The 23,210-nt window shown below is 70.0% G+C and carries 19 protein-coding genes and 1 pseudogene; 10 read left to right on the top strand and 10 right to left on the bottom strand.

The features are described 5' to 3' along the window. The first annotated feature begins 72 nt into the window (after positions 1 to 72). Positions 73 to 543: a hypothetical protein gene (locus L1857_RS31780; protein ID WP_116113765.1), complete on the top strand. Its 471-nt coding sequence runs from the start codon at positions 73 to 75 to the stop codon at positions 541 to 543. Here the strand turns inward: L1857_RS31780 and L1857_RS31775 are convergent. The 3 genes from L1857_RS31775 to L1857_RS31765 form a co-directional block, all read right to left on the bottom strand. After that, on the bottom strand, positions 540 to 1,022 hold the full coding sequence (locus L1857_RS31775) for a GNAT family N-acetyltransferase (protein WP_094008958.1): 483 nt from the start codon (positions 1,020 to 1,022) through the stop codon (positions 540 to 542). The genes L1857_RS31780 and L1857_RS31775 overlap by 4 nt on opposite strands. A 50-nt stretch (positions 1,023 to 1,072) precedes the next feature. Beyond that, positions 1,073 to 2,179 carry a cobalamin-independent methionine synthase II family protein gene (locus L1857_RS31770; protein WP_116113762.1) on the bottom strand — a complete coding sequence of 369 codons (1,107 nt, stop codon included), beginning with the start codon at positions 2,177 to 2,179 and terminating at the stop codon, positions 1,073 to 1,075. Positions 2,180 to 2,275: 96 nt separating this feature from the next. Continuing rightward, positions 2,276 to 2,857, bottom strand: coding sequence for an acid phosphatase (locus tag L1857_RS31765; protein WP_094008960.1), 582 nt, complete (start codon positions 2,855 to 2,857; stop codon positions 2,276 to 2,278). Between the two features lie 58 nt (positions 2,858 to 2,915). On the opposite strand from L1857_RS31765, the gene L1857_RS31760 reads away from it, so the two are divergent. Next, the gene (locus L1857_RS31760; protein WP_094008961.1) at positions 2,916 to 3,383 is read left to right on the top strand and encodes a hotdog fold domain-containing protein; all 468 of its coding nucleotides are present in this window, start codon (positions 2,916 to 2,918) and stop codon (positions 3,381 to 3,383) included. Here the strand turns inward: L1857_RS31760 and L1857_RS31755 are convergent. Next, positions 3,377 to 4,021: a hypothetical protein gene (locus L1857_RS31755; RefSeq protein WP_116113760.1), complete on the bottom strand. Its 645-nt coding sequence runs from the start codon at positions 4,019 to 4,021 to the stop codon at positions 3,377 to 3,379. The two genes, L1857_RS31760 and L1857_RS31755, sit on opposite strands and share 7 nt — an antisense overlap. 122 nt (positions 4,022 to 4,143) lie before the next feature. On the opposite strand from L1857_RS31755, the gene L1857_RS31750 reads away from it, so the two are divergent. Further along, complete coding sequence (locus L1857_RS31750) at positions 4,144 to 5,742, top strand: GMC oxidoreductase (protein WP_116113757.1); 1,599 nt, start codon at positions 4,144 to 4,146, stop codon at positions 5,740 to 5,742. Positions 5,743 to 5,900: 158 nt separating this feature from the next. On the opposite strand, the gene L1857_RS31745 is transcribed toward L1857_RS31750, so the two are convergent. Next, positions 5,901 to 6,503, bottom strand: a complete 603-nt coding sequence (locus L1857_RS31745; protein WP_116113755.1) for a dTDP-4-dehydrorhamnose 3,5-epimerase family protein — start codon at positions 6,501 to 6,503, stop codon at positions 5,901 to 5,903. Between the two features lie 338 nt (positions 6,504 to 6,841). On the opposite strand from L1857_RS31745, the gene L1857_RS31740 reads away from it, so the two are divergent. Continuing rightward, on the top strand, positions 6,842 to 8,062 hold the full coding sequence (locus L1857_RS31740) for an NAD(P)-dependent malic enzyme (protein WP_240323383.1): 1,221 nt from the start codon (positions 6,842 to 6,844) through the stop codon (positions 8,060 to 8,062). 55 nt (positions 8,063 to 8,117) lie between these two features. Beyond that, positions 8,118 to 9,218, top strand: coding sequence for an ABC transporter ATP-binding protein (locus L1857_RS31735; protein ID WP_116113752.1), 1,101 nt, complete (start codon positions 8,118 to 8,120; stop codon positions 9,216 to 9,218). Here the strand turns inward: L1857_RS31735 and L1857_RS31730 are convergent. After that, the gene (locus L1857_RS31730) at positions 9,154 to 10,083 is read right to left on the bottom strand and encodes a hypothetical protein (RefSeq protein ID WP_116113749.1); all 930 of its coding nucleotides are present in this window, start codon (positions 10,081 to 10,083) and stop codon (positions 9,154 to 9,156) included. The two genes, L1857_RS31735 and L1857_RS31730, sit on opposite strands and share 65 nt — an antisense overlap. A gap of 186 nt (positions 10,084 to 10,269) precedes the next feature. Between L1857_RS31730 and L1857_RS31725 the strand changes: the two are divergent. After that, a pseudogene (locus tag L1857_RS31725) lies at positions 10,270 to 11,454 on the top strand (S8 family peptidase); the annotation flags it as partial. A gap of 496 nt (positions 11,455 to 11,950) precedes the next feature. Here L1857_RS31725 and L1857_RS31720 read toward each other — a convergent pair. The 4 genes from L1857_RS31720 to L1857_RS31705 form a co-directional block, all read right to left on the bottom strand. Then, a complete protein-coding gene (locus L1857_RS31720; protein ID WP_249467154.1) occupies positions 11,951 to 12,544 on the bottom strand; it encodes an IS3 family transposase in 594 nt (197 codons plus the stop codon). Positions 12,545 to 12,553: 9 nt separating this feature from the next. Further along, complete coding sequence (locus tag L1857_RS31715; RefSeq protein WP_249467151.1) at positions 12,554 to 12,763, bottom strand: IS3 family transposase; 210 nt, start codon at positions 12,761 to 12,763, stop codon at positions 12,554 to 12,556. Between the two features lie 65 nt (positions 12,764 to 12,828). Further along, positions 12,829 to 13,110 (bottom strand): transposase, encoded by a 282-nt coding sequence (locus L1857_RS31710; RefSeq protein ID WP_249464266.1) that lies wholly within the window; start codon positions 13,108 to 13,110, stop codon positions 12,829 to 12,831. Positions 13,111 to 13,351: 241 nt separating this feature from the next. Continuing rightward, complete coding sequence (locus tag L1857_RS31705; RefSeq protein WP_116115472.1) at positions 13,352 to 17,044, bottom strand: multifunctional oxoglutarate decarboxylase/oxoglutarate dehydrogenase thiamine pyrophosphate-binding subunit/dihydrolipoyllysine-residue succinyltransferase subunit; 3,693 nt, start codon at positions 17,042 to 17,044, stop codon at positions 13,352 to 13,354. Between the two features lie 250 nt (positions 17,045 to 17,294). Between L1857_RS31705 and L1857_RS31700 the strand changes: the two genes are divergently transcribed. The 4 genes from L1857_RS31700 to L1857_RS31685 are packed head-to-tail and all read left to right on the top strand — an operon-like array spanning position 17,295 to position 23,145. Continuing rightward, positions 17,295 to 17,825, top strand: coding sequence for a YbaB/EbfC family nucleoid-associated protein (locus L1857_RS31700; RefSeq protein WP_116115474.1), 531 nt, complete (start codon positions 17,295 to 17,297; stop codon positions 17,823 to 17,825). Between the two features lie 8 nt (positions 17,826 to 17,833). Then, positions 17,834 to 18,211: a type VII secretion target gene (locus L1857_RS31695; RefSeq protein WP_116115476.1), complete on the top strand. Its 378-nt coding sequence runs from the start codon at positions 17,834 to 17,836 to the stop codon at positions 18,209 to 18,211. Continuing rightward, positions 18,208 to 22,665 (top strand): DUF6531 domain-containing protein, encoded by a 4,458-nt coding sequence (locus L1857_RS31690; RefSeq protein WP_249467148.1) that lies wholly within the window; start codon positions 18,208 to 18,210, stop codon positions 22,663 to 22,665. Before L1857_RS31695 ends, L1857_RS31690 begins: the two co-directional genes overlap by 4 nt. Before the next feature lie 3 nt (positions 22,666 to 22,668). Further along, a complete protein-coding gene (locus L1857_RS31685) occupies positions 22,669 to 23,145 on the top strand; it encodes a hypothetical protein (RefSeq protein ID WP_116110736.1) in 477 nt (158 codons plus the stop codon). Positions 23,146 to 23,210 lie beyond the last annotated feature (65 nt).

Raw genomic sequence — 23,210 nt, 5'->3', positions numbered from 1 at the left:
GGTGGCTTAGTATCGAGGGTGTTCACGCACGGTCACCCGTGCCGCGTATCCGCTGGTGGAAGGCCCTTCGCGATGGCGCTCGCCGACAAGATTTCACCCGCTCCGCGCGAGGTCAGGGCGGCCGGCGCGCTGACCGTCCTGCCGGGGATCGGCCTGCTGGTCTTCGGCGTCCTGCTGTTCGCCTCGCCCGGCGACAGCATGCCGCTGACCAGCGTGCTCGCCGAGGGCGCCTTCTACGTGCTGTTCGCCCTCGCCGTGATCGGCTGCGCGATCGGGCTGCTGTTCGGCCACACCTGGGCCCGCTCGCCCGGACTGGTCATGGCGCTCATCACCGCCGGCGTCGGCTGGTACATGGCTGGCCCGTCCGGGCGGCCGGAGTTCGGGGTGCCGATCATCGCCCTCGGCGTCGCGATCATCGTGCTGCTGTTCCGCCAGCCCGCGCGGGCGTGGGCGCTCGGGCAGCACGAGGACGAAACCGAGGAGGAGGCCGCCGAGCGCGGCGGCATGGCCGGCCGCCGCCGCGAGCGCGGCGAGGACGACTAGGCGAGCTTCGCGAGCTTGTCCAGCGCGGTGTCGGTCAGCCGGTAGACCGTCCACTCGTCCATCGGGATCGCGCCGAGCGACTTGTAGAAGCCCGTCGCCGGGTTCCAGTCCAGCACCGACCACTCCAGACGCGCGAAGCCGCGGTCCACGCACTCCTTCGCGAGCGTCGCCAGCAGCGCCTTGCCCAGCCCGGACCCGCGCAGCTCGGCCTTGACGAACAGGTCCTCCAGGTAGATGCCGTGCACACCGCGCCAGGTGGAGAAGTTCAGGAACCACAGCGCGAACCCGACGAGCTCACCGTCCTGCTCGGCGACGTGCCCGAACACCGCCGGGGTGTCGCCGAACAGCGCCACCCGCAGCCGGTCGGCCGTCAGGTGGCAGTCCTGCGGCGCCTTCTCGTAGGCGGCCAGGTCGTGCACCAGCTGCGCGACCTCGTCCACATCGGACTCGCGGATGCGGCGGATGCGGCTGTCAGGCATGGGAACTCCCAGGGATCCAGCGGGGTGAGCCGCACCCGATCCTGCCAGACTCAGTCCGCGCCCCAGACCCGCTGCGCCACCGAAACCGTCAGGTCCAGCTTCCGGCGCTGATCGTCCCAGGTCAGCGGATTCCCCCGCACCTCGGAGGCGAAGCCGCACTGCGGGCTGACGGCCAGGTCCGCCAGCGGCACGATCCGCGCCGCCTCGTCCACGCGCCGCGCGAGGTCGTCGGGGTCCTCCAGCTCGCCGGTCTTCGTCGTGATCAGGCCCAGCACGACCCGCACGCCGCCGGGCACGTGGCGCAGCGGCTCGAAGGTGCCCGCCCGTTCGGTGTCGTACTCCAGCAGCCAGTGGTCCACCGGGATGCCGCCGAACACGTCCGCCGCGATGTCGTCGTAGAAGCCTTCGTTGAACCACTGGCCGCGGTAGTTGCCGCGGCAGATGTGCATGCCGACCGTGACGCCGCGGTCGCGCAGCAGCCGGACGACCGCCGCGTCGGCTTCGATGCAGCGTCGCAACAGGGCACGCGCGTCGATGCCCTCCGACTCCAGGAGCGCGAGGATGCGCGGGTTGGCGAAGGCGATGAAGCACGGCGCGTCGATCTGGACGTGCCGGACGCCGTCCTCGGCGAGCGCCGCGGCTTCCTGCAGCAGGACGGCCGCCAGGTCGTCGACGATGTCGGCCCGGCTCGGGTAGTGGGGGCCGCTGACCCGCGGGTCCCAGTTGGCGACCACGAAGTTCGTGACCTCCGGGATGGAGATCTTGAACGGGCCGGGCGCGTGCGCGGCGAGGAACGCGGCTTCGCGGTCGGTGAACCGTTCGCGGTAGGCCAGCTTGCCCCCGATCAGCCGGAGGATGCTGCTGTCCTCCTCGGCGTGGTCGCCGGACTGCCATTCCAGCGACGGCGCCTGCGCGGCGAAACCGTCCACGTGCTCGGTGAGCCGGCTCATGAAATCCGTGCGCAGGTACTCGCCGTCGGTGTGCACGCCGATGCCGCTGTCCTGCTGCACCGACAGCGCCACCAGGATCGATTCCTGCTCGACGCGCCGCAGCCCGGCGTCGTCGAGCCGGCCCGCCGCGTGGTCGGCCCGCGCCTTCAGCAGACGCGGCGGCCGGAGGAGGCTGCCGACGTGGGTGGCCCGCGCGAAGGAGTTCATGGCGAGGAACGTTAAGCGAAGCGGATGACGCCGGACTGTCCTCGTTGACCTCGTTTCAAGCGAGCTGGCCGCGCGGGCGGTACGGGATCGCTACGGTCAGGACGGCGGGATGTTCAGGTGCTCGATCTTCGGCTCGCCGCGCTCGTCACCCAGCACGGTGACCCCGGCCGGGTCCAGTCCGAAGTGGACGCCGGCGGTGGCGGGCAGCCCGATCCAGCGCGCGATCAGCACCCGGCTGAAGTGGCCGTGGCCCACCAGGATCACCTCGGTGTCGGCCAGCGCCACGCGCACCCGCTCCAGCAGGGCGTCGGCGCGGGCGGTCACCTGCTCGACGGTCTCCCCGCCGGGCATCTCGTGCGTCCACACCGTCCAGCCGGGCACGGTCTTGCGGATCTCCGGCGTGGTGACGCCCTCGTAGTCGCCGTAGTCCCACTCGGCCAGGTCCTCGGTCCGCTCGTCGATCCGCAGCCCGGCCAGCTCGGCCGTGCGCACCGCGCGCTGCCGCGGGCTGGTCAGCACCAGGGCGGGGCCCTTGCGCAGCGTCTGCAGGGTCAGTCCGGCGGCGCGCGCCTGGTTCTCCCCGGCCGGGGTGAGCGGGATGTCGGTGCGGCCGGTGTGCCTGCCGTTCACCGACCACTCGGTCTGCCCGTGGCGGAAGAGGAAGAGCTCGTGGTCCACGTTTGCGAATATAGCCACCGGTCTGCTTTGCTACCGGTCAGTAACATTGGAGGTGCCGGTGGCTTCGACCTACTCGCTGTGGCAGCGCCTGAGCGCGCTGCCCGGCGGCAAACGACTGTTCTCGACCGCGATCTGCCTGCGTGTGCCCTATTTCGGCTCGGTGCTGCCGACCGTGACGGAGCTGCGTCCGGGCTACTGCGCGGTGCGCGCGCCGAAGTGGTGGGGTGTTCACAACCACATCGGCACCTTTCACGCGATCGCGGCATGCAACCTCGCGGAGATCGCGATGGGCATGCTCGCCGAGTCGACCCTGCCCGCGACGCACCGGTGGCTGCCCAAGGGCATGACCGTGCGGTACGTCGCCAAGGCGGAGACGAGCCTGCGGGCGGTCGCCGAGCTGCCGGAGATCCCGGAGTTCGGCGACGAGGGCGTCGAGCTGCCCGTGCCGGTCGTGATCTCCGACCGGAGCGGGAAGCCCGTCGTCACCGCCACCATCACGATCTGGGTGACGCCGAAGCGTCAGTAGTCGCGCAGGCGGACCGTGGTCGTCTGCGTGTAGGAGTTCGTCCCGGACGCGGCGGGCAGGCCCAGCCGGTGGTCCACGACCCGGCCCAGCGGGCCGCAGTTCCGCGTCCCGGGCACGGCCAGGGTGTCGTCGTGGGTGGCGAACCGCAGCGTCAGCGGATCGGTGGAGACGACCTCCGTGGGCCCGTCGGCCTGCAGCACGGAGTGGATGACGCCGGTCGCGCAGTCGCGGGGCAGGTAGGGCGCGTCGAACTCGGCGACGAGATCGATCTCGCCCTTGCGCTGGTCGTTGGACAGGAAGTCGGAGTGGCCGCCGTAGCCGAACCGCACGGTGGCGTGCGGGAGCCCGGGCACGGCGACCGGTTCGGATCTCAGCGCGCCGAACACCTGCGCGTACCGGCCGTTGAGCTGCCCCTCCGCGAAGGTGAGGCGCATCGGGCCCAGCGGGAGGTCCCGGACGTCGCCGAAGGACATCGTCGCGGTCGAGTCGAGCACCTCGCAGCGCCACTGGCCGGGGTCGGCGCCGGCGGGCAGGGCCGGGCAGTCGGCGAAGGTGTTCTCCGCGGCGTGGGCCGGGATGGCGGCGGCGACGGTCAGGGCGAGGGCGGCGACGGCGGCCGCGGCGAGTGCGATCTTCATGATCGAAATCCTGTCCGGCCAGGGCTTCGGACAGTATCCGGAAGATCCCGGACCGCACCCTGACATTGGTCCACTAGGGTGAACTTAACACCGTTTACCGCTAATCCGAATATGGTTCGCGTATGTCTCTGTCTCGACGCCGGTTCCTCGGCCTGACCGCGCTCAGCTCCGCCGCCACGCTCGGGCTGACCACGATCTCGACCCGGACCTCCGCCTCGGCGGCCCCCGACTACTCGCCGGCCGTCGTCGTCGGCACCGGCTACGGCGCCGCCGTCACGGCGCTCCGGCTGGGTGCGGCCGGCATCCCGACCCTCATGCTGGAGATGGGCCAGCTGTGGAACACGCCGGGCGAGGACGGCAAGATCTTTTCGGACATGCTCAGCCCGGACCGCCGGTCGTCGTGGTTCAAGGGCCGCACGGAGGCGCCGCTGGCCTCGTTCCTGTGGCTCGACCTGGCCAACCGGAACATCGACCCGTACGCGGGCGTGCTGGACCGCGTGCACTTCGGCGACATGTCGGTCTACGTCGGCCGCGGGGTCGGCGGCGGCTCGCTGGTCAACGGCGCGATGGCCGTGACGCCGAAGCGCTGGTACTTCGAGGAGATCCTGCCCGAGGTCGACGCCGACGAGATGTACGGCAGGTACTACCCGCTCGCGAACTCGATGCTGGGCGTCAACGACATCGACCCGGACTGGTTCGAGACCTGTGACTGCTACCAGTTCGCGCGCGTGTCCCGCAAGCACGCGCACAAGACCGGGCTGAAGACGACGTTCGTGCCCAGCGTCTACGACTTCGACTACATGCGCCGCGAGGAGGCCGGCGAGGTGCCGCGCTCGGCGCTGGCCTCGGAGGTCATCTACGGCAACAACCACGGCAAGCGCTCGCTGGACAAGACCTACCTGGCCGCCGCGCTGGGCACCGGCAACGTGACCATCCAGACGCTGACCGAGGTCCGCGACATCGCCCAGCAGCAGGACGGCACCTACACGCTGACCGTGCGGCGGATCGACGCCGAGGGCAACGTGCTCGGCGTGCGCCAGCTCGGCGCCAAGTACCTGTTCCTCGGCGCGGGCAGCCTCGGGTCGACCGAGCTGCTGGTGCGGGCGCGCGACACCGGCAAGCTGCCGGACCTCGGCGAGGACGTCGGCCAGGGCTGGGGCACCAACGGCAACGTGATGCTGGGCCGGGCCAACCACGTGTGGGACCCGGTGGGCGCCCTCGAGTCCGGTATGCCGGCGCTGGGCATCGACGCCTGGGACGACCCGGTGCACCCGGTGTTCGCCGAGATCGCGCCGGTGCCGGCCGGGCTGGAGACCTGGGCGAGCCTGTACCTGGCGATCACGAAGAACCCGGAGCGCGGGTGGTTCTCCTACGACCCCGGCGCCGACCGGGCGGTGCTGCAATGGGACGTCGCGCAGGGCCAGCCGTCGATCGACGCCGCGAAGAACCTGTTCGACAAGATCAACTCGGCGAACGGGACGATCTACCGGTACGACCTGTTCGGCGACACCCGCGCGTTCGAGAACCGGTTCACCTACCACCCGCTGGGCGGGCTGGTGCTGGGCAAGGCCACGGACCTGTACGGGCGCGTGAAGGGCTACCGCAACCTCTACGTCACCGACGGCTCGCTGATCCCCGGCAGCACGGGCGTGAACCCGTTCGTGACGATCACCGCCCTGGCCGAGCGCAACATCGCCCGCGTGCTGGCGGAGGATTTCTAGGGTGCGTGTCGGGGGCGGCGTGTGTGGCGGTGCGAGGAGCGGCCCCGCCCGTCAGGCAACCGCCGCGCTCAGCTGATGCGCTCCGTGCGGCTGAGCCCCGGGGGCGGGGGCCGGTTGACGGCCCACCGCGACCTCGCCCGCGTGCTGGCGGAGGATTTCTAGCCCGCGCGGAGCTTCTCGTAGTGGGCGACGCAGTCGGCGTAGGCCGGTAGCAGTCCGGCGGCGGCGGCCTCGGCGAGTGCCGGGGCCGCTTCGTCCTTTTCGGACAGGATCGGGGTGAAGCCGGACGGCCACGGGAGGTCCAGCTCGGGGTCCAGCGGCGTGATCCCGCGCTCGCCGGACGGGTTGTACCCGGTCGAGCACAGGTACGCCATCACCGTGTCCTCCTCGAGCGCGACGAACGCGTGCCCGAGGCCCTCGGCGATGTAGACCGCGCGGTAGTCCACCGAATCGAGCCGGACCGCGTCCCAGGTGCCGAACGCCGGCGAGCCGACCCGCAGGTCCACCACCACGTCGAGCAGCGCGCCGCGCGGGCAGTAGACGTACTTCGCCTGGCCGGGCGGGGTGTCGGCGAAATGCACTCCCCGGATCGTCCCCCGCCGGGACACGCTGTGGTTCGTCTGCGCCACGTGCAGCGGGTGCCCGATCGCCTCGACGAGCGCCGCCTCCTGGAACGGCGCGACGAACAGGCCGCGGTGGTCCGGGAACGACCTGGGCGTGAACTCGTAGGCGTCGGGGACGGCGAGCTGGCGAACCTCCATACCCGAAACCCTATCGGGCACCAGCCAAGCCGGACGGACGTCTTGCTATCACCCCGGTGACCTCCCCTTTTTGTGACATCAACCGCACCTCGGCATCACAACCCGTGGGCGGCCTGCAACACTGGGGGGACCGCCGCGTCCGCGGCCGTCGCCTCACCAAGGGCTCCGCACGGCCGAGACGGACGCCGAGCCGGCTGCCGGCGCCACCGCGCCCGGGCTACCGAGCTGCGAGACAACCACGCCACTGGGGGATGGGGCAGTGTCCCCGCACACGGTCCCGGGAGGGATTCTTTTCCATGACCTACGCTCAGACCTCTGATACGAGGACAGGAACATCGATGGACGACGAGGTCAGCAAGAGCACGGCGGCCGAGGCAGTGCCGCCGACGGGTACCGACGATTCGCCGGTGACCGACGACGAGATCTTCCGCGGGCACGAGGGCGGCAAGCTGTCGGTGGCGGCGACGCGGCCCATCTCGCAGCCGCGCGACCTCTCCATCGCGTACACGCCGGGGGTCGCCAAGGCCAGCCGCGCCATCGCCGAGAACGCCGAGCTGGCCGAGCGCTACACGTGGGCGCACCGGCTGGTGGTCGTCGTCAGCGACGGCACCGCGGTGCTCGGGCTGGGCGACATCGGCGCGAGCGCGTCGCTGCCGGTCATGGAGGGCAAGTCCGTGCTCTTCAAGACCTTCGGCGGGCTGGACTCGATCCCGCTGGTGCTGGACACCAAGGACGTCGACGAGATCGTCGAGACGCTGGTGCGGCTGCGCCCGTCCTACGGCGCGGTCAACCTCGAGGACATCTCCGCGCCGCGCTGCTTCGAGCTGGAGGACAAGCTCAAGGAGGCGCTGGACTGCCCGGTCATGCACGACGACCAGCACGGCACGGCGATCGTGACGCTGGCCGCGCTGCGTGGCGCGAACCTGGTGCTCGACCGGGACATCGCGCAGCAGCGGGTGGTCATCTCCGGCGCCGGTGCCGCGGGGGTGGCGTGCGCGAAGATCCTGCAGGAGGCCGGTGTCGCGGACGTCACGGTGCTGGACTCGCGCGGCATCATCCACTCCGGCCGGGACGGGCTGAACCCGGTCAAGGAGAAGCTGGCCCAGACCACCAACAAGGCGGGGCTGCGCGGCGGCCTGGCCGAGGCGCTGCGCGGCGCGGACGTCTACCTCGGGCTGTCCGGGTCGACGATCGAGCCGGAGCTGCTGGCCGGCATGGCCGATGACCCGATCGTGTTCGCTCTGTCCAACCCGGACCCGGAGGTCCACCCGCGCGCGGCCGCCGAGTACGCGGCGATCGTGGCGACCGGGCGCAGCGACTTCCCGAACCAGATCAACAACGTGCTCGCCTTCCCCGGCGTGTTCCGGGGCGCGCTGGACGCCGGCGCGCGGGCGATCACCGAGAACATGAAGCTGGCCGCCGCCGAGGCGATCGTCGCCGTCGCGCAGGACGACCTGGGTCCGGACCGCATCGTGCCCAGCCCGCTCGACCCGCGCGTCGCCCCCGAGGTCGCCGCCGCCGTGGCGAAGGCGGCGATCGAGGACGGCGTCACCGGCTAAGCTGGACTTCCCGGGGCGCGGAAGCGCGTCCCGGGAAGGCTTTCGCTGGGAGGGCGTGTTGATCGAGTTCGACGGCGTGACCAAGCGCTACCCGGACGGCACGCTCGCCGTCGACGACCTGAGCCTGACGGTCGAGGACGGCACCATCACGGTGTTCGTCGGGCCGTCGGGCTGCGGGAAGACGACCTCGTTGCGGATGATCAACCGCATGGTCGAGCCGACCTCGGGCCGGGTCCTGCTCGACGGCAAGGACATCCGCGAGTCGGATCCGCCGGTGCTGCGGCGCGGCATCGGGTACGTGATCCAGAACGCCGGGCTGTTTCCCCATCGGACGGTGCTGGACAACGTCGCGACCGTGCCGGTGCTGTCCGGGTGGGGCAAGCGGAAGGCCCGCGACCGGGCGGCCGAGCTGCTGGAGATCGTCGGTCTGCCCGCCGAGCTGGGCAAGCGCTACCCGGCGCAGCTCTCCGGTGGTCAGCGGCAGCGGGTCGGGGTCGCGCGGGCGCTGGCCGCGGACGCGCCGGTGCTGCTGATGGACGAGCCGTTCTCCGCTGTGGACCCGATCGTGCGGGAGGGGCTGCAGGACGAGCTGTTGCGGCTGCAGTCCCAGCTGGGCAAGACGATCGTGTTCGTCACCCACGACATCGACGAGGCCGTGCGGCTGGGCGACAAGGTGGCCGTGATGCGCGTCGGCGGGCGGCTCGCGCAGTACGGCACGCCGGCCGACGTGCTGCGGCACCCGGTGGACGACTTCGTGGCGTCCTTCGTGGGGCGTGACCGCGGCTACCGTGGACTGTCTTTTGTGGACTCGGCGGGCGTGGAAGTGCGCTCGGTTGCCACGGTTTCGCTGGGCGACGACGTTTCCGGGCCGACGGAGGAGTGGCTGCTGGCGGTGAACGACTCCGGCGAACCGCGAGGCTGGCTGGCTCCCGGGTCCAGTGTGGACGGCCAGCTGGCCGAGTCGGACCTGGTCGCCGGTGGTTCGCTCTACCGGCGCGGCACCCCGGTGCGGGGCGCGCTGGACGCGGCGCTGTCGTCGCCGGCCGGGCTGGGCGTCGTGGTGGACGAGACGGGCAAGGCCGTCGGCGCGGTCACCGCGCGGCAGGTGCTGGATGTGATCGAGGCGGCTCCCGCAACACCGGCTGCCGGAGGGTGATCTCCGCGCGCGCGAGCTGCCGCAGCTCGTAGGCGGCGACGAGGGTCGCCGCGACCGGGGTCGAGTAGGCGATCACCGCCAGGCGCCACCCGGACAGCCCGGCGAAACCGGGGAAGTCCCAGGCGAACTTGCAGATGAGCGTCGTCCACACCACGACGACCGACACCAGTGGCGCGAGCACGGCCAGACGGCGCCGCTGCCGGAACCCGCGGCGGGCCAGGCCGTTGCGGTGCGCGAGGTAGGCGACGCCGACGACGAACAGCAGGAGCCAGACGAGGGCCGCCCCGGCGAGCGGGTGCAGCCGCTCGACCTCCAGGTCGATCAGCGGCATGGGGAAGCTGTCGAACGTCACGAAGCGGATCACCGCGCGGACCGCGTCGCGCACCGGCGGCACCGGCACCTCGAAGAACGCGCACAGCAGGGCGAACCCGAAGACGCCCACCCCGACCGGCCAGAGGCCGGCCCGCGCCGTTTCGGTGCGCTCACGGGAGATCGCGACGAGCAGGGGGACCAGGAACACGACCGCGATCGGCGCGATGATCAGCACGAAGAACCCGTCGGTCAGCGCGTCGTCGAACGCCTCGTCCAGGTGCTGGACCGCGCCGCGCGGGTCCACCGCGAAGCGCAGCACCAGGGCGAGCAGACCGGCGGCGACGAGCGCCCGGGTGGTGAGGACCCGTTCCAGCGCCACGTCCACGGCCTGGCCGAGCGCGTCGTCGGGCCGGAGCGCCGACGGCAGGGCCTTGGTGGAGAACTTGAACAGGTTCAGCAGCTCGTAGGGGCCGAAGAGCTTGCGGGCCAGCCAGAACGGGCCGTAGAGGTAGACCACGAACGGGAACAGGACCAACCACCGGAGCTTGCGCATCTCGTCACCCCCAGGGGAGCAGTTTCCCACGCCGGGTCACCGGTCCGTCCTACTTTCGCCGGGAGCCACCCGGGTGCCAGTCCTTCCGCGGGGCGGTGACGCGGTCCTACCGTGAAAAAGTCTCACCCCTTGCGGTGCGGTGGGCGAATCCCCAGCCCGGCGCACCGGCCCTGCCAAGGAGGATCCATGTCCAAATCCCTGCTCGCCAAGGCCAGATCGTTCGGTGTGGCGCTCGCGGCCGCGGCGGTCGCGACCGTCGGGTTCACCGCTCCCGCTTCGGCCCAGGAGGGGTCGATCGTCGGCGCGGGTGCGGCCGGCGCGATCCCCGACAGCTACATCGTGGTGTTCAAGGAATCCTCGTCACCGGTGTCGTCGCTGGTCAGCCAGGTGACCGGCAAGCTCGGCGGCACGGTGCGGCAGACGTTCTCCCACGCGCTGCACGGCTACTCGGCCACGATGAGCGAGTCGCAGGCCAAGCGGGTGGCGGCCGATCCGTCGGTGGCGTTCGTGGAGCAGAACCGGCGCGTCACGATCGCCGCCACGCAGACGAACCCGCCGTCGTGGGGCCTGGACCGCGTAGACCAGCGGAACCTGCCGCTGAACAGGGCGTACAACTACTCGACGACCGCGTCGAACGTGCACGCCTACATCATCGACACCGGCATCAACCTGTCCCACAGCGATTTCGGTGGCCGCGCGAAGTCCGGGTACGACTTCGTCGACAACGACTCGAACGCCAGTGACTGCAACGGGCACGGCACGCACGTCGCCGGAACTGTCGGTGGCTCGGCGTACGGTGTGGCGAAGGGGGTGCAGCTGACCGCGGTGCGGGTGCTCGACTGCCAGGGTTCGGGCAGCTACGACCAGGTGATCGCCGGGATCGAGTGGGTCACCCAGAACGCGGTGAAGCCCGCGGTGGCGAACATGAGCCTGGGCGGCCCGGTGTCGACGGCGGTGGACAACGCGGTGAAGGCATCCATCGCGGCGGGCGTGACGTACGCCGTCGCGGCGGGCAACAGCAACACGAACGCCTGCACGTCGTCCCCGTCGCGGGTAGCGGCAGCGATCACCGTGGGCGCCACGACGAGCACGGACGCCCGGGCGAGCTACTCGAACTACGGCAGCTGCCTGGACATCTTCGCGCCCGGCAGCAGCATCACGTCGGCCTGGATCGGCAGCACGAGCGCCACGAACACGATCAGCGGCACGTCGATGGCAACCCCGCACGTGGCGGGCGCCGCGGCGCTCTACCTGGCCACCCACACCTCGGCGAGCCCCCAGCAGGTGCGCGACGCACTGGTGACAGCGGGAACTACGGGCAAGGTGACCAGCGCAGGCACGAACAGCCCGAACGTCCTGCTCTACACGGGCCCGTAAGGGCAAAAGCGGCGCGCCAGCGCCGTGCCCTTGATCTTTGACCCCGACGAAGCTGGGTGGTCATCCCGTCGCCTGACACCGCAACAATCACTTTGAGCCAGGCCCGCAACCTCCGCTGCCAACCGGCGGCCGAATACGCCAACCTTGCGGGCCTGGCTCAAAGTGATATGCACAAACCGGAAGGCGACGGGATGACCGCACAGCGACCACCTGCCCGGGGTGAGGGAACTGCATTCCCCGTCATCCCGGAGCCTGCCCGTCCGGCGAGGACATCTTTTGATCTTTAGAGGTGACGTTGGGCAGGCGAAGAGTCCGCCCTTCGGGCGGACAACGCCCCTCGGGCGGAGAGCGCCTACGGCGCCGGACGGTCACCTCGGGTGCCACCTCCCCCGCCCCCTCTCCTTGAGTGTGTTTTGGTCGCCGAGCAGGCGTGTCAAGGCGGGAAAGTGATGTGCTCCGAAAATCTCGGACGCGGCTCAAGCGGAGCGTATCACGCAACCTGCTGATTGGTAAACCATTCGTCGAGCACTTCGATCGGTGGTCGATATCCCAGCGCTGAATGTAGTCGGCGTGTGTTGTAGAAGCCTTCGATGAAGCGGATGATCTCGCGGCGAGCCTCCTTCTTGGTCGCGAAATGCCGGTGGTGCATCCACTCCGTCTTCAACTTCCCGAAGAACGACTCGGCCATAGCGTTATCAAAACAGATCCCGGTGCGGCCCATTGATTGCCGAACATTCTCTTCTCGTAGTAGTCGCCCAAAACTGTAGGAGGTATATTGGCTACCGCGGTCGGAGTGGAAGATCGATCCAGCGGGCAGTCGGATACGGTGCGCTGCCATCGTCATCGCCGTGCACACCAGTTCCGCATCGTAATGCTCATCCACAGACCATCCGAGGATGCTTTTCGAGTAGCAGTCGATCACTGTTGCCAGGAAGAGTGCGCCTTCACCGGTGTTGAGCTGCGTGATATCGCCGACCAGTTTCTCCCCAGGTGCCGACGCGGTGAAGTTCCGTCTGACCAGGTCAGGGATCGGGCCGGCAACCCGGTCGGCGACGGTCAGCCCGCGCCGCGGCTTGACCTGCACGGGAAACAGTCACGCCTGGCGCATGAGCCGCCGCACCAGCTCGTCGTCGACCTGCACGCCGCCGCGCACCAGCTCGGCATGCACGCGCCGATAGCCGTAGGTGCGCTTCGAAGCGGCGAACACCACGCGAATCTGCTCGATCAACAATCCCCGGCGCTGTTCCTGCGCCGAGACCGCGCGACGCTCCCAGTCGTAGAAGCCCGAGCGTGACACACCCATCAGCCGACACATCAGGGCCACATCGAAATGCGCCTTCTCCGCTGCAATACACGCGTAGCGCTGGGCTACCGTTGTTCTTTCGCGAAGAAGGCTGCCGCTTTTTTCAGGAACGCGTTCTCCTGCTCCAGTTCGCGGATACGCCGCTCCAGCTCGCCCACCTGACCCCGCGTCGCGGTCGGCGACTCTTCAGCTCTCTTCTTTTTCTCGGCCGTCACCCAGTTATGCACCGTCTGCGCGACCAAATCAAAATCGCGCGCCGCTTCGGTATAGCTCAGCCCGCCCTCGAGTACCGCTTTGACGACCTCAGCCTTCAATTCCGGCGAGTACTTTCTCGGTCTCCTTGCCATGAAACACTCCTCCGGGCTCCTCCGCCAGTCTACTTGGAAGACGTGTCCGGAGACCTCGGAGCACATCAAAAGAGTACCTTGACACGCCTGATCGGCGACCAAAAGCGGGCTGGGGATCGGGGGCGGGGGAGGTGTGGGGCTTGGTCGGTTCTGTTGCGTTGCCGGCTTGCGTTTTCTGGTGGTTGGTAAAAGAAAAAGGCGCCCTCCCCGCTTCGCGGAGAGGGCGCCTTGCCTGGCTGGATCAGCTGAACGCCTTTGCGATCAGTGCCTTCTGCTCCACCTCGTGCACCTTGGACGAACCGGCCGACGGGGCAGCCATCGGCCGCCGCGAGACCACGTCCAGCTTGCCGAGCACGTCCGGGAACGTGCGCGGCAGGTGGAGGCCGAAGAACGGCCACGCGCCCTGGTTCTCGGGCTCCTCCTGGACCCACACGACCTCGGCGCCGGTGTAGCGCTCCAGCGCCGCCAGCAGCTTCTTCTTCGGCAGCGGGTAGTACTGCTCGATGCGCACGATCGCGACATCGTCGGCCTCGCGCTTGGCTCGCTCGGCCACCAGCTCCCAGTAGAGCTTGCCCGAGGTCAGTAGCACCTTTCGCACCTTGCCGGGCTCGACCTGCGCGTCGTCGATCACCGACATGAACTTCGAGTCGCCGGTGAAGTCCTCCAGGCCCGACGTCGCCGCCTTGTTCCGCAGCATCGACTTCGGGGTGAAGACGATCAGCGGGCGCTGGATGCCGTCCAGCGCGTGGCGGCGCAGCAGGTGGAAGTAGTTCGCCGGGGTGGACGGCACCGCGACGGTCATCGAGCCCTCGGCGCACAGCGACAGGAACCGCTCGATGCGGCCCGACGTGTGGTCCGGGCCCTGGCCCTCGTGGCCGTGCGGCAGCAGCAGCACGACGTCCGACCGCTGGCCCCACTTGGCCTCACCGGACGAGATGTACTCGTCGATCACCGTCTGGGCGCCGTTGACGAAGTCACCGAACTGCGCTTCCCACAGCACCAGCGCGTCGCTGTTGGCCACCGAGTAGCCGTACTCGAAACCGACGGCCGCGTACTCCGACAGCGCCGAGTCGTAGATCATCACCCGGCCCTGCTCGTCGGCCAGGTTCTGCAGCGGCGCGTACTCCCGGCCGGTCTTGCGGTCGATCAGCACCGAGTGGCGCTGGGTGAACGTGCCGCGGCGGGAGTCCTGACCGGACAGCCGCACCAGGCGGCCCTCCATCGCCAGCGAACCGAACGCCAGCAGCTCGCCGAAGGCCCAGTCGATACCGCCCTCGCGGGACATCTTGTGCCGCCGCTCCATGACCGGCTTGACCCGCGGGTGCGGGGTGAAACCCTCGGGCACGTTGACGAACGCGTCGCCGATCCGCTCGATGACCTCGGCCGGCACCGCCGTCGGCACCTTCGCCGGCACCTGCTGCTCCTCCTCGACCGAGGGGCTCGGCGCGATCGGGTGCTTCTCCAGCTCGCGGACCTCGTTGAAGACGTGCTCCAGCTGGCTCGAGAAGTCCCGCAGCGCGGCCTCGGCCTCCTCGACGGAGATGTCCCCGCGGCCGATCAGCGACTCGGTGTAGGTCTTCCGCACCGAGCGCTTGGTGTCGATGATGTCGTACATCGCCGGCTGCGTCATCGACGGGTCGTCGCCCTCGTTGTGGCCGCGGCGGCGGTAGCAGATCATGTCGATGACGACGTCCTTGTTGAACGCCTGGCGGTAGTCGACGGCCAGCTTGCCCACCCAGTGCGCCGCCTCCGGGTCGTCCCCGTTCACGTGGAAGATCGGGGCGCCGATCATCTTCGCCACGTCGGTCGCGTACTGCGAGGAGCGGGCGTGCTCCGGCGCGGTGGTGAAGCCGACCTGGTTGTTGATGATGATGTGCACGGTGCCGCCGGTGCGGTAGCCGCGCAGCAGCGCCAGGTTCAGCGTCTCCGCCACGACACCCTGGCCGGCGAAGGCCGCGTCACCGTGCAGCAGCACGGGCAGCACCGAGAAGCCGCCGGTGTCGCTGTCGCCCTTGTCGAGGATGTCCTGCTTGGCGCGGACGATGCCCTCGAGCACCGGGTCGACCGTCTCCAGGTGGGACGGGTTGGACGCCAGCGACACCCTGGTCTCGCCGTCGCCGAACATGCGGAAGTACTTGCCCTCCGCGCCCAGGTGGTACTTCACGTCACCGGAGCCGTGCGCCTGGCCCGGGTCGAGGTTGCCCTCGAACTCCTGGAAGATCTGCGAGATCGGCTTGCCGACGATGTTGGCCAGCACGTTCAGGCGGCCGCGGTGCGGCATGCCGATGACGACCTCGTCCAGCTCGTGCTCGGCGGCCTTGTCCAGGACGGTGTCCAGCAGCGGGATCACCGTCTCGCCGCCCTCCAGCGAGAACCGCTTCTGGCCGACGTACTTGGTCTGCAGGAACGTCTCGAACGCCTCGGCCGCGTTCAGCTTCGACAGGATGTACTTCTGGACGTTGGGGTCCGGCTTGGCGTGCGGGACCTCCACGCGGTCCTGGATCCAGCGGCGCTCCTCCGGGTCCAGGATGTGGGTGTACTCGACGCCGACGGTCCGGCAGTAGGAGTCGCGCAGCACGCCCAGGACGTCGCGCAGCTTCATCTTCTGCTGGCCGGCGAACCCGCCCACGGCGAACTCGCGGTCGAGGTCCCACAGCGTCAGGCCGTGCGAGAGGATGTCCAGGTCCTCGTGGCGGCGCTGGCGGTAGTTCAGCGGGTCGGTGTCGGCCATCAGGTGGCCGCGCATCCGGTAGGCGTCGATCAGCTCCAGCACCCGGGCGGTCTTGTCGATCTCGCCCTCGGGGATGTCGGAGACCCAGCGGACCGGCTCGTAGGGCAGCCGCAGCGACGTGAAGATGTCGTCGTAGAAGCCGTCCCCGCCGAGCAGCAGCTCGTGGATGCGCTTGAGGTACTCGCCCGACTCCGCGCCCTGGATGATGCGGTGGTCGTAGGTCGAGGTCAGCGTCATGATCTTGCTGATGCCCAGGTCGACCAGGGTCTTCTCGCTGGTGCCCTCGAAGTGGGCGGGGTACTGCATGGCGCCGACGCCGATGATCGCGCCCTGGCCGGCCTGCAGGCGCGGCACCGAGTGGTTGGTGCCGATGCCGCCCGGGTTGGTCAGCGAGATGGTGGTGCCGGCGAAGTCGTCCGCGGTCAGCTTGTTGTTGCGGGCCTTCTTGACGATGTCCTCGTAGGCCTGCCAGAACTGGCGGAACGTCATGTTCTCGCAGTTCTTGATCGAGGCGACGACCAGCGTGCGGCCGCCGTCCTTGCCCTTCATGTCGATGGCGAGGCCGAGGTTGACGTGCTCCGGCGTGACGGCGTGCGGCTTGCCGTCGACCAGCGCGTAGTGCCGGTTCATGTTCGGGAAGTCCTGCAGCGCCCGCACCATGGCGTAGCCGATGAGATGCGTGAACGAGATCTTCCCGCCACGGGTGCGCTTGAGGTGGTTGTTGATGACGATGCGGTTGTCGGCCATCAGCTTGGCCGGGACCGCGCGCACGCTGGTGGCGGTCGGCACGGCCAGCGAGGCGTCCATGTTCTTGGCGATCGCGGCGGCGGCGCCCCGCAGCTGCTTGCTCTCCGGCTCGGCCGCCGCCGGCTTGGAGGCCGCAGCCGCCGCGGCGGCCGGCTTGGCGGCGGCGGGCTTCGCGGGCTGGGCGGCCGGCTTCGCGGCGGGCTTCGGCTGGGTGGGCGCGGCCGGGGCAGTCGCAGCCTGGTCGACCTGGCCGTTGCCCGGCTTGGCGGGCTGCTCACGGACGGGCGCGGGGGCGGCGTCCGGCTTCGACTCGGTGGCCTGCGTCGGCTTGAAGTCCGAAAAGAACTCGTGCCATGCGGCGTCTACTGAAGAGGGGTCGGCGAGGAACTGGTCGTACATCTCCTCGACGAGCCATTCGTTGGGGCCGAACTGTGACGCAGGGCTGCTGCTGGACACGGCAGGGACTCGCCTCTATCCATATCTCGATCTTGTTGTCCGCTTGATGCGCCTACCAGGCTAACCCCCTCGCGTTCGCCGTTGTGACCGAAGTGGCCCAAGTCCCGGGACTGGTGTTTGGGATTCCTCACTTGATCGGTCCAGCGTGCGTCCGGACGAGTAAGGGACCTGCCGGAATCGAGTACGGGGCCGGTGTGGAACCGGTACGGTCGCCGGACCGTCTCCAGTAAGAGCGGAAAGGGGTCGTCAGGTGGCGGATCTGTCGGACATCGAGCGCATGGTCGGCGACTGGGAGCGCAACGCGGTCGAGCGGTCGCAGCGCTTCCAGGCGATGCAGCACGAGGTCGAACAGATCTCGATCACTGAATCGGTGGCTGGCGGCGCGGTCAGCGTGACCGTCGGTAACAACGGCATCCCCACCGGGGTGCGGATGACCGACGCGGTCCGGTCGATGAGCCCGGACGAGATCGCGGCCAACGTGCTCAAGGCGATGCAGAAGGCCCAGTCGAAGTATCCGCAGGTCATCCAGGAGATCGTGGCCGGGACCGTGGGCGAGTCGGACAGCGCGGCGCAGCACATCGTGCGGACCGCGGAGGAGAACTTCCCGGAGCCACCCGCGGAGGACCCCGAGCCGCCCGCGCCGGGCCGCCAGCTGCGGATCGAGACCGAGGCCGACGACGAGCCGCCGCGGCAGCCACGCAGGCCGGCGCCGCCGCAGCGGCCCCGCCGCGACGACGGTGACGACGACTTCGGGGACCAGTCCTTCCTGCGACGCGACTAGGGGGAGCGATGACCAGCAGCTTCGCGCGGGGTGCCGCGGCGAGGGCGGGCGGTTCGGCGTCCCGCGGGGCCGCCAACGGCTACGAGGTGCTCACCGACGAGCTCGGCACGCACGCCGGCAAGGTCGACGGGCTGGCACAACGCTTGCAGACCGCTGTCGACGCGGCCCGCCAGGTGAGCATGGACAACAGCGCGTTCGGCGTGATCTGCCAGCCGTTCGCGATGATGCTCGACCCGTTCGAGCAGATGGGCATCCGGGCGCTGGAGACGGCGAAGGAGTCGGTCACCGGCACGGCGGGCAACGTGCGCACGGCGGTCACCAAGTACGAGGGCCAGGACGAGGACACCCGGCAGACGGTCAAGCAGCTGGGTGAACCACTGACATGAGCAATCCGCTGGTGGCGCAGGCGCAGTCCCAGACGACGGCGGTCACCGGTATCGGGATTCTGGAGTCGGCGCAGGACCTGTCCAACGGCATCAAGGACGGGTCGTGGGTCGAGGGTGGGCTGGGTGCGTTGGGCACTGGTCTCGAGGTTCTGTCGATGGTGATCGATCCGCTGGGGACGCTGGCTCAGTACGGGGTGGCGTGGTTGATCGAGCACGTGCGGCCGTTGAAGGAGGCGTTGGACTGGTTGGCGGGGGATCCGCCGGTGATCCAGTCGTTTTCGGATACCTGGGCGAATGTGGCGGCCGAGGTGGGTGCGGTCGCGGGGGATTTGAAGAACGAGGTCGAGGGTGGTACGGCGGGGTGGGCCGGTCAGGGGGCGGATACCTATCGCCGGTCGGGGGCGGTGCAGGCGGAGGCGCTGGCGGGTGCGGCGGCGTTGGCGGATGGGATCTCCACCGGTGTGATGATCATGGGCACGGTGGTGGGTTTCGTGCGCGAGATGGTGCGCGACATCGTGGCCGAGCTGGTGGGGAAGCTGATCACGTGGGCGTTGGAGGCGGCGTGCACGTTGGGGTTTGCGACGCCGTTGATCGCGGCGCAGGCGACGGCGGCGATTTCGTCGGCGGTGACTCGGATTGCGGATTTCATCCGGAAGCTGGTCAAGACGGTCGGGAACGTGTCGCCGCGGATCAGCCGGGTCATCGGCAAGCTGGATGAGATCATCCAGAAGCTGAGCAAGATCGGCCGCAAACTCGGCGGCGGTGATGGCACCACTCCTTCGGCTGCGTCCGGCGGTGGTGGGAAGGTCGACACGCCGGATCTGGACGGCCCGACCAGCCCGGACGCTCCCAACAGCCCCGACGGCGCGGACGGCACCCCGGGCGGCAGCCGGGCCGGCGGTGACGGTCCGTCGTCGGCCAGGGACTCGGCCGACGACCCGCGCAGGTCCGGCCAGGACGAGGACTCGACCTGCACGAACGGTGACCCGATCAACGTCTTCACCGGCGAGGTGATCCTGCCGCAGACCGACGTCGGCCTCCCGGCGGTCCTGCCGTTGACCGTGCGGCGGCGGCACGCCTCGGCGTACCGGCTCGGCCGCTGGTTCGGGCGGACCTGGGCCTCGACCTTCGACCAGCGGCTCGAGGTCGAGGACGACGGCATCTACTTCGTCACCGAGGACGGCCGCGTCCTGGTCTACCCGCATCCGGTGCGCGACGGTCAGCCCGTGTTCCCGGTCGAAGGCGCCCGCTGGCCGCTGGTCCGCACCGGGGACGAGTACGTCGTCACCCACCGGCAGAACCGCGAGCGGTACACCTTCGGGCCCGTCGCGGGCGCGCCGGCCGGTCTGCTGCCGCTGCGCTCGGTCGAGGGCCGGACCGGGCAACGGCTGGACTTCGAGTACGAGAACGGCGCTCCCCGCGAGCTCCGGCACTCCGGGAACTACCGGATCGCGATCAGCACGGAAGGCGGCCGGATCACGGCGCTGACCCTCCGCGGCACCGGCGGCGCGCCGGACGTGCCGCTGCTCCGGTACGCCTACGACGACGAGGGCCGTCTCACCGAGGTGTCCAACTCGTCGAACCGGCCGCTGACCTTCAGCTACGACCGCGCGGGGCGCCTCACCCGTTGGGTGGACCGCAACGGCGAGTGGTACGGCTTCCACTACGACGGCCTGGGCCGGTGCGTCCGGACCGAGGGCTCCGGCGGGGCGCACACCGGGACGCTGCGGATCGACCAGGACGCCCTCGTCTCGGTCTGGACCGACGCGGCCGGGCACGAGACGACCTACCGGTTCAACGAGCTGCGGCAGATCGTCGAGGAGGTCGACGCGCTCGGCGGCAGCACGCGCTCGGAATGGGACCGCTACGACCGGCTGCTGTCCCGGACGGACCCGCTCGGCCGCACCACGTCCTACACCTACGACGAGTCCGGCAACCTGGTCACCCTGACCCGCCCGGACGGCACCCAGCGGCTGTTCAGCTACGACAGCGACAACCAGCTGGTCGCCACGGTCGAGCTGACGGGCGCCGTGACGCGGCGGGACTACGACGAGGCCGGCAACCTCGTCGCGGTCACCGATCCGGTGGGCGCGGTGACCCGGTACCGGTACGACGAACGCCACCACCTGGCGGCGATCGTCGACCCGCTGGGCGGCGTGTACCGCGTGGACACGAACGAGGCGGGCCTGCCCATCGCCGTGACCGGTCCGGACGGCGCGGTGAACCTGTTCGGGCGTGACCAGTTCGGCCGGATCCGGTCCCGGACCGACCCGTCGGGTGCCACGACCACCTACACCTGGAGCGTGGAAGGGCTGCTGCTGTCGCGCACCGGTCCGGACGGCACGGTCGAGCGCTGGCAGTACGACGGCGAGGGCAACCAGACCGCCGAGGCGGGCGCCGCGGGCGAGCTGACGCACGTCGTCAGCACCCATTTCGACCTGCCCGCGGTGGTGTCGACCCCGGACGGGAACCGCCTGGAGTACACCTACGACGAGAAGATGCGCCCGGTCGTCGTGCGCAACGCGGCGGGCTCGGAATGGCGGTACGTCTACGACGCCGTCGGCAACCTCGTCCGCGAGACGGACTTCAACGGCCGGACGCTGGTCTACACCTACGACGCGGCGGGGCAGGTGGTGTCGCGGACGAACGGCGCCGGCGAGACCACGCGGTTCCGCCACGACCTCGTGGGCAACCTCGTCGAGCGGCAGACCGGGGACGCGCCGCCGGCCCGGTTCACCTACGACGCGGCCGGGCGGCTGGTGCGCGCCGTTAACGCCGACGCCGACGTGCGCTTCCAGCGCGACGCGGCCGGGCGGGTGGTGGCCGAAACGATCAACGGCCGCACCGTCGAGTCCCGCTACGACCTGCTCGGCAGGCCGGTGTACCAGCGCACCCCGACCGGCGCGGAGAGCCGGTGGAGCTACGACGCGGGCGGCCGGCCCTCGGTCCTGAGCGCCGCAGGCTGGACCCTGAGCTTCCGCTACGACACCGCGGGCCGGGAAGTGGAACGGTTGCTCGACACCGGGGTTTCCCTGGCGCAGGAGTGGGACGCGGGCAACCGCCTGCTCACGCAGACGCTGTCCGCGGTGTCGGCGGGGGTTCCGTCGGTCCGGCGGATCCAGCACCGCGCCTACCGGTACCGCGCGGACGACCAGCTGGTGTCGGTCGCGGAGCAGATCGGGGGGCTGCGCGAGTTCGACCTCGACCCGGCCGGGCGGGTCGTCGGCGTCCGCGGCGCGGGCTGGGCGGAGCACTACGACTACGACCGCGTCGGCAACCTCCAGGCCGCGCACAGCCCGGGCGACCCCGAGGCGAGCGGGCCGCGTCAGGTCAGCGGCACGTTGACGATCGCCGCGGGGAACGTCCGGTACGCCTACGACCGGCAGGGGCGCATGGTGCTCCGGCAGCGGAAGCGGTTGTCCGCGAAACCGGACAACTGGCACTTCAGCTGGGACGGCGAAGACCGGCTGGTCGGTGTCGTCACGCCCGACGGGACGCGCTGGCGGTACGCCTACGACGCGCTGGGGCGGCGCATCAGCAAGCAACGCCTGGCCGCGGACGGCCGCACCGTCGCCGAGCGGACCGATTTCGTCTGGGATGACACGGTCCTGGTGGAGCAGATCGAATCCGCGGGACGGACCAGGTCGTGGCACTGGCTGCCGGACACGCTGCAGCCGGTGAGCCAGACCGAGCGGGTCTGGCACGACCAGGCCTGGGTCGACCGCGAGTTCTACGGCATCGTCACCGACCTGATCGGCACCCCGACGGAGCTGGTCGACCCCGCGGGCAACCTGGCCTGGCGGGCGAGCCGGACGGTCTGGGGCCAGGTCGCCGGGGTCGGCGTCGCGGACACGCCGCTGCGGTTCCCCGGGCAGTACCACGACCCGGAGAGCGGTCTGGACTACAACTACCACCGCTACTACGTGCCCGAACTCGGGCGGTACGCGAGCCAGGACCCGCTCGGCCTGGTCGCGGGGCCGAACCCGCAGGCGTACGTGCCGAACCCGATGACGTGGCTCGACCCGCTGGGGCTCGTGCCGTGCCGCGACTGCGACGCCCAGAAGGAAGAACTGCCCAAGGGCGACAACCGGTGGTTCGACCACCGGCGGGAAGCGTTCAACGCGGCGCGGGACCGGGCCGGCATCCCCAACAGCGCGTCACCCGTCCGGCAGTGGACCGTCGGCGACAACCCGGCCCTGCAGGGGAGGGGCAACTACCACTACGACCCCGCGCCCGGCGCGCACGGCCGCTACTACGAGTACGAGACGCCGAACGGGCCACGGGTGATCGCGGAGCACACCAACGATCCGCGCGCGCCGCACCCGCACTTCCACGCCTACCAGCCGAAGGCGGGCCACGACGGGGTGGTGATCGGCGAGAAGTACGACCGGGTCGGCGGCCCGCACCACTACTACTATGGGGATCATGCTCCGAGCTGGCCGGCGGGTGACTGAGCCGTGACCGAGTCCGCGCGGGACCGGCGGCTGCGGTTGCTGCAGGCGAAGAAGGCCGAGCAGCTGAAGGACCGTCTGTCCGCTTTCGACACCGGTGAGTTCGCGCAGTGGTCGGACTTCCCGCAGTGGCTCCGGGACGAGTTCGTCAAGACCCGCCGGACGACCGCCGAACCGGATTCGGTGCTGCCGGAGTCGGCGGACGACCGGGAGATCCGGGACTGGCAGTCGGAGTTCGCCGTCCGGGCCGGGCTGGACGGCCGGGTGTACGTGCTCACCGGCGTCGACGACTTCCCGTGGCTCTACTGCGCCGCGCGCGACGATCGGTGGGCCGACGAGATCGGCGCCGTGCTGGGGTACGGCTGGACGGCCATCGGCGCGGACAAGGACCGTCTCGTGGTGTTCTACGAGGAGGAGTACGAGTACCAGGCGTTCCTGGTGGCTCCCGGGCACCTCCGGGACGGCGACGGCCGCCTGCTGTAGCGGGAGTCTCACCTGCGGCTCGACGAGTCCGGAGGCCGTCGTCACAGCGGTAGCCTCCCTGGTGG

The organism is Amycolatopsis thermalba, from assembly GCF_023376025.1.
In the GTDB taxonomy this organism is placed as follows: Bacteria; Actinomycetota; Actinomycetes; order Mycobacteriales; family Pseudonocardiaceae; genus Amycolatopsis_E; species Amycolatopsis_E thermalba.
Note: the sequence above shows the minus strand (reverse complement) of the source record. Positions and strands in the feature narration are given on the sequence as shown.

Bases quoted from the DNA above. Each gene is read 5' to 3' on its own strand.
- L1857_RS31780 (WP_116113765.1), top strand. From the start codon at position 73: ATGGCGCTCGCCGACAAGATTTCACCCGCTCCGCGCGAGGTCAGGGCG.
- L1857_RS31775 (WP_094008958.1), bottom strand. From the start codon at position 1,022: ATGCCTGACAGCCGCATCCGCCGCATCCGCGAGTCCGATGTGGACGAG.
- L1857_RS31770 (WP_116113762.1), bottom strand. From the start codon at position 2,179: ATGAACTCCTTCGCGCGGGCCACCCACGTCGGCAGCCTCCTCCGGCCG.
- L1857_RS31755 (WP_116113760.1), bottom strand. From the start codon at position 4,021: ATGAAGATCGCACTCGCCGCGGCCGCCGTCGCCGCCCTCGCCCTGACC.
- L1857_RS31750 (WP_116113757.1), top strand. From the start codon at position 4,144: ATGTCTCTGTCTCGACGCCGGTTCCTCGGCCTGACCGCGCTCAGCTCC.
- L1857_RS31745 (WP_116113755.1), bottom strand. From the start codon at position 6,503: ATGGAGGTTCGCCAGCTCGCCGTCCCCGACGCCTACGAGTTCACGCCC.
- L1857_RS31740 (WP_240323383.1), top strand. From the start codon at position 6,842: ATGGACGACGAGGTCAGCAAGAGCACGGCGGCCGAGGCAGTGCCGCCG.
- L1857_RS31730 (WP_116113749.1), bottom strand. From the start codon at position 10,083: ATGCGCAAGCTCCGGTGGTTGGTCCTGTTCCCGTTCGTGGTCTACCTC.
- L1857_RS31715 (WP_249467151.1), bottom strand. From the start codon at position 12,763: ATGGGTGTGTCACGCTCGGGCTTCTACGACTGGGAGCGTCGCGCGGTC.
- L1857_RS31710 (WP_249464266.1), bottom strand. From the start codon at position 13,110: ATGGCAAGGAGACCGAGAAAGTACTCGCCGGAATTGAAGGCTGAGGTC.
- L1857_RS31695 (WP_116115476.1), top strand. From the start codon at position 17,834: ATGACCAGCAGCTTCGCGCGGGGTGCCGCGGCGAGGGCGGGCGGTTCG.
- L1857_RS31690 (WP_249467148.1), top strand. From the start codon at position 18,208: ATGAGCAATCCGCTGGTGGCGCAGGCGCAGTCCCAGACGACGGCGGTC.